Genomic DNA, 5,232 nt, shown 5'->3' on the forward strand with positions numbered 1-5,232 from the left:
GCGTCCAGCGGGGGGAGAGGCCCAGCCAGGCGAGCCGCGACCGGCGCGAGGCGCCCCACGCCGCGGGCAGGCCGACGACGACGAAGGCACCGAACGCGGCGCGGATGAACGAGGTGCCGTTGGCGTCCGTCGAGGTGAGTGCCGAGCAGAGCGCGGCGAGCACGCCGGCGATCCCGCCCGCCATCGCGCCGAACGCACCCGGGTCGGCGATGGGCGTGCGCAGGGTGAGCCGGGTGAGCACGAAGACGGCCAGGACGACCACGATCGTCGCGCCGATCGGGACGACGCCGATGCGGATGTCGTCGGTCGTGAGGGTCGCGCCGACGGCGACCAGCCACGTCCGCACGGCGGTGCGCACGGTCTCGACGGTCGTGCCGGCGATCCCGCTGGAACCGACGGCGACGGCGGCGATCAACACGCTGACGACGGCCGAGCCGACCGCCGTGAGGATCGCCGGGCGCCACTGATCGGCAGCACGGGACTCGGGCATCTCACCATCCAAGCGGTAGTGTGGCGAGGATTCTGACAGCACACGCCGGGGCGAAGTCGAGGAGGGCAGCACGATGACGCGGGTCGACGAGTTCGACGCCTTCTACGCCTCGACGCAGCGCGTGATCCTCGTCACGACGTACGCGAAATGCGGCGATCGGGACGTGGCGCGCGACGCCACGATCGATGCCTACCGGCACGCCTGGCAGCAGTGGATGCGCGTCTCCGCCGCCGACCCCACCGCGTTCGTGCGCTCCGAGGCCTGGAAGGCCACGGCCCTCAGTCGCGGCGCGCACCCGTGGCGCAAACGGCGCCCGCACCAGACCGACGAGGCGCTGCTCACGCAGCTCATGGAGCTCGACCAGCCCACCCGGCGGCTGCTGAGCCTGCTGACGATCGCCGACCTCGACCTGGACGCGGCCGCGGTCGAGGTGGGGGTCGACGACGAGACCGCGATCGAGCTCGCCTCGCGTGGGTTCAGCCGCCTCGAGGAGGGCCTGCGCGCCACGATCGACGAGGTCGTCGAGCGGATGCGTGCCCTGGCCGTCATCACCGCCGGGCTCGACCTGCCGAGTGCGGCCGAGGTGCGCCGGTCGGCCACCCGTGGCGCCCGGCGCAACACGGTGCTGCTGGTCGCGCTGGCACTCGTGTTGACCCTGATCGGCGGTGCGTTCGTCGCCGACGGAGACGCCATGGCGCGTCAGAGCGCGCTGCCCGATCGCGAGAAGATCGGCTCGGAGTCGCGCGACATCGTGCTGGACTCCCACAACATCGGCACCGACGACCTGTTGGCCGTCGGCGAGGTCGCGAACCTGCGGTCCGATGCGCAGTGGTCCGTCGACGCGACGGACACCGACGCCAGCAACACGACGCCGTACGCGACCTGCCCCACCACCCGCTTCGCCGACCCCGACCCGATCAAGGTCTTCGTCCGCGCGTACACCTCGGACGCCCAGGACCGGGTCGCCCAGGCCATCGAGGTCTCGCGGTCGCAGCAGGCGTCCGAGGCGGCCTTCGAGCGGCTCGTGTCGTTCTACTCCAACTGCGAGCACCCGCGCACCCGCCTGGTCGACGCCTACCGCGTCGAGCGGCCCTTCGGCGACTTCCAGATCCTGCGGCTGCAGTCGTACCGCTCGCCGGCCCGGTTCATCACCGTCGGCCTCGCCCAGTCGGGCACGCTGACCAGCACGCTCGTGCACGAGTCGCCCGGCACCGAGCGCACCAAGGTCCGCCAGTTCGCACGCGTGCTCAACGACTCGATCAGCCGCGTGTGCTCCGAGTCCGGAGGCGACTGCTCGACGCGGTTCACCGTCAGCTCGACCGTCCCGCCGCAGGCCGCCCGCTTCCCCGGCTACCTCGGCGTCGTGGACCTCCCGCCGGTGGCCGCGATCGACAGCGTGTGGAGCGCCAGCGACCCGATCGCGCTCACCGAGAAGGAGAACCCCACCGCCACGATGTGCGAGAGGGCGTCCTTCACGGGTAAGCAGTTCGTCCAGTCCGGTGCGCGCGTGTTCGCGATCCCCGAGGCCGAGCAGCTGCCCGACCAGTTCGCGCTCACCCAGACCGTCGGGCGGATGACCAGCGCCAAGGCCGCGAAGGCCTACATCGAGGAGCTGCAGGATCGCGTCGCCGAATGCCCGGACGGCGACCTGCCGGCCCGCATCGACGACGAGAAGGAGCTCAAGGGCGACGGCTTCAGCGGCACGTCGTGGCGCGTCGGCCTCGAGGTCGGCAAGGACGAGGTCGTCTACTACCGGATGGGCCTGGCCCGAAGCGGCGACACCGTCACGCAGCTGCTCTTCCCGCCGGCCGGCAAGTTCAGCATCTCCGGCGGCGAGTTCCGCAGCGTCCTGCACCGGGCCGCCGAGCGGCTCGTGCACCTGCCACAGTGACGGTTTCCCCGGTTAAGCGGGGAAGCTGTCACTTCACGAGGATCGCAACCCTCGTGAAGTGACAGGAAACCCACTTAACCGGGGAAACCGACAACAGAACGACGCCCCCGCGAGCCGAGGCTCGCGGGGGCGTCGTGCTGATCGGGGTCAGAGACCCTGCAGGATCTCCCGCATGAGCGCGGCCGTCTCGGACGGCGTCTTGCCGACCTTGACGCCCGCGGCCTCGAGGGCCTCCTTCTTCGCCTGGGCGGTGCCCGACGAGCCGGACACGATGGCGCCGGCGTGGCCCATCGTCTTGCCCTCGGGAGCCGTGAAGCCCGCGACGTAGCCGACGACCGGCTTGGTGACATTGGCCTTGATGTACTCGGCCGCACGCTCCTCGGCGTCGCCGCCGATCTCGCCGATCATGACGATCGCCTTGGTGTCCGGGTCGTTCTCGAACGCCTCGAGCGCATCGATGTGCGTCGTGCCGATGACCGGGTCGCCGCCGATGCCGATGGCGGTGGTGAAGCCGAAGTCACGCAGCTCGAACATCATCTGGTAGGTCAGCGTGCCGGACTTCGACACGAGGCCGACCGGGCCCGCGCCGGCGATCGTGGCCGGCGTGATGCCGGCGAGCGCCTGACCGGGGCTGATGATGCCGGGGCAGTTCGGGCCGATGATGCGGGTCTTCTTGCCCTGGGCGTAGGCCCAGAACTCGGCCGTGTCCTGCACCGGGACACCCTCGGTGATGATGACCAGCAGCCCGATCTCGGCGTCGATGGCCTCGACGACGGCGTCCTTGGTGAACGCCGGCGGGACGAAGGCGACCGACACGTCGGCGCCCGTCTTCTCGATGGCCTCGGCGACCGAGCCGAAGACGGGCAGCTCGACGTCGTTGCCGTCGGCGTCGACGTGCGTGACCGTCGTGCCGGCCTTGCGGGCGTTGACGCCGCCCACGACGTTGGTGCCGGACTTGAGCATGAGGGCGGTGTGCTTGGTGCCCTCACCGCCCGTGATGCCCTGGACGATGACCTTGGAGTCGGAGTTCAGATAGATCGACATGTTTCGTCCCTTACGCGTTCGCGAGCTCGGCGGCCTTGTCGGCGGCACCATCCATGGTGTCGACGAGGGTGACCAGCGGGTGGTTGAGTTCGTTGAGAATCGCGCGACCCTCGTCGACCTTGTTGCCGTCGAGACGCACGACCAGGGGCTTCTTGGCCTCGTCGCCGAGGATCTCCAGCGCACCCTTGATGCCGTTCGCGACGGCGTCGCACGACGTGATCCCGCCGAAGACGTTCACGAACACGCTCTTGACCTGCGGGTCGTGCAGGATGACGTCCAGGCCGTCGGCCATGACCTGCGCCGAGGCGCCGCCGCCGATGTCGAGGAAGTTGGCGGGCTTGACGCCGCCGTGCGCCTCGCCGGCGTAGGCGACCACGTCGAGCGTGCTCATGACGAGCCCGGCGCCGTTGCCGATGATGCCGACCTGGCCGTCGAGCTTGACGTAGTTCAGGCCCTTCGACTTGGCCTTGACCTCGAGCGGGTCGGTGGCGTCGTTGTCGACGAACGCCTCGTGCTCGGGGTGACGGAACTCGGCGTTCTCGTCGAGCGAGACCTTGCCGTCGAGCGCCTCGAGCTTGTCACCCTCCAGGCGGGCGAGGGGGTTGACCTCGACCAGGGTGGCGTCCTCCTCGACGAAGACCTTCCACAGGCTCTGGATCATCTCGACGGCCTGCTCGGCCAGCTCGGCCGGGAACTTGGCGTCGGCGACGATCTCGCGAGCCTTGGCCTCGTCGACACCGGTGCCGGCATCGATCTGGATCTGGCGCACGGCCTCGGGGTTGGTCTTGGCGACCTCCTCGATCTCGACGCCGCCCTCGACGCTGGCGATGCACAGGTAGCTGCGGTTCGCGCGGTCCAGCAGGAAGGAGAAGTAGTACTCCTCGACCGGCGGGGTCGCCGGCGTGACGAGCACGCGGTTGACCGTGAGGCCCTTGATCTCCATGCCCAGGATGTTCGACGCGTGCTCGAAGGCCTCGTCGGCGGTCTTGGCGATCTTGACGCCGCCGGCCTTGCCGCGGCCGCCGGCCTTGACCTGCGCCTTGATGACGGTGACGCCGCCGATCTGCTCGGCGGCAGCCCTGGCCTCCTCGGCCGTGGTGACCACGGTGCCGATGGTGGTCGAAACGTTGTGCTTGGCGAAGAGTTCCTTCGCCTGATACTCCATCAGGTCCACGGGACGTCCTTATTGGTGGGGTTCGCGGTGGTTCCGGCGCACGCGCAGTCGAACCCACGGACGCCGGAGCGCTCGCGACTCTACCCCTGCGTTAACGGCCCGTTTGGCGCGGGTTCCGTAAACGTGAGTTGAAACACCGTCCCGTCATGCGGACGTGCGAATTCGACTTTGCTCTGTTATTCGTGCGTTAACGCGGGTTGCATTTGTCATAGCATTGGATTACGGCACCGAGCGTCCCCTAGTCTGGGCTGGTCCGTTTGCCTGAACCCCCCGGAGGCGCACGTATGGCCGAACACGATCGCTCCCAGAGCGGTCGGTCGACCCCGGATGCGCCCGGAACGGACCTCTCCTCCTCGAATCGTCCGGTCGGGTCGCGGCGTGCGCGCCGCCCGGTGGACGCCGATACCGAGTCCACGATGCTGATCTCGGCCGTGACTGCCGAGCCCTCGTCGCAGACGTACGCCGGTGGACGCCGCGCCAAGCGCCCCGAGCCGGTCAAGGCTCCGCGCCCCGCCGTCGAGGTGCCGACCGCGTCGCCCGTCACCGCCCGCCCTGTCGTCGTCGACGACACCATCACCTTCCCCGCCGTCGGCTCGCTGCCTGAGGGCCGCATCCCCGGTGCCCGTCGCGCTG

The 5,232-nt window shown here is 69.6% G+C and carries 5 protein-coding genes; 2 read left to right on the plus strand and 3 right to left on the minus strand.

Annotated elements, in window-relative coordinates:
* Positions 1–490 (minus strand): DUF6350 family protein (locus tag RT323_RS15865; RefSeq protein WP_313410172.1); only part of this gene is annotated, 490 nt, incomplete at its 3' end.
* Between the two features lie 73 nt (positions 491–563).
* On the opposite strand from RT323_RS15865, the gene RT323_RS15870 reads away from it, so the two are divergent.
* Positions 564–2,381: a hypothetical protein gene (locus RT323_RS15870; protein WP_313410174.1), complete on the plus strand. Its 1,818-nt coding sequence runs from the start codon at positions 564–566 to the stop codon at positions 2,379–2,381.
* Between the two features lie 147 nt (positions 2,382–2,528).
* Here RT323_RS15870 and sucD read toward each other — a convergent pair whose 3' ends face one another.
* Both sucD and sucC read right to left on the minus strand, forming a co-directional pair.
* Complete coding sequence (sucD, locus tag RT323_RS15875) at positions 2,529–3,425, minus strand: succinate--CoA ligase subunit alpha (RefSeq protein WP_313410175.1); 897 nt, start codon at positions 3,423–3,425, stop codon at positions 2,529–2,531.
* Positions 3,426–3,435: 10 nt separating this feature from the next.
* A complete protein-coding gene (gene sucC / locus RT323_RS15880) occupies positions 3,436–4,599 on the minus strand; it encodes an ADP-forming succinate--CoA ligase subunit beta (RefSeq protein WP_313410177.1) in 1,164 nt (387 codons plus the stop codon).
* A gap of 392 nt (positions 4,600–4,991) precedes the next feature.
* Between sucC and RT323_RS15885 the strand changes: the two genes are divergently transcribed.
* Positions 4,992–5,232, plus strand: a 241-nt coding sequence (locus tag RT323_RS15885) for a hypothetical protein (RefSeq protein WP_313410179.1), incomplete at its 3' end; no start/stop codon positions are given.

Origin of the sequence: Aeromicrobium sp., from assembly GCF_032084975.1 — a bacterium.
GTDB lineage: Bacteria > Actinomycetota > Actinomycetes > Propionibacteriales > Nocardioidaceae > Aeromicrobium.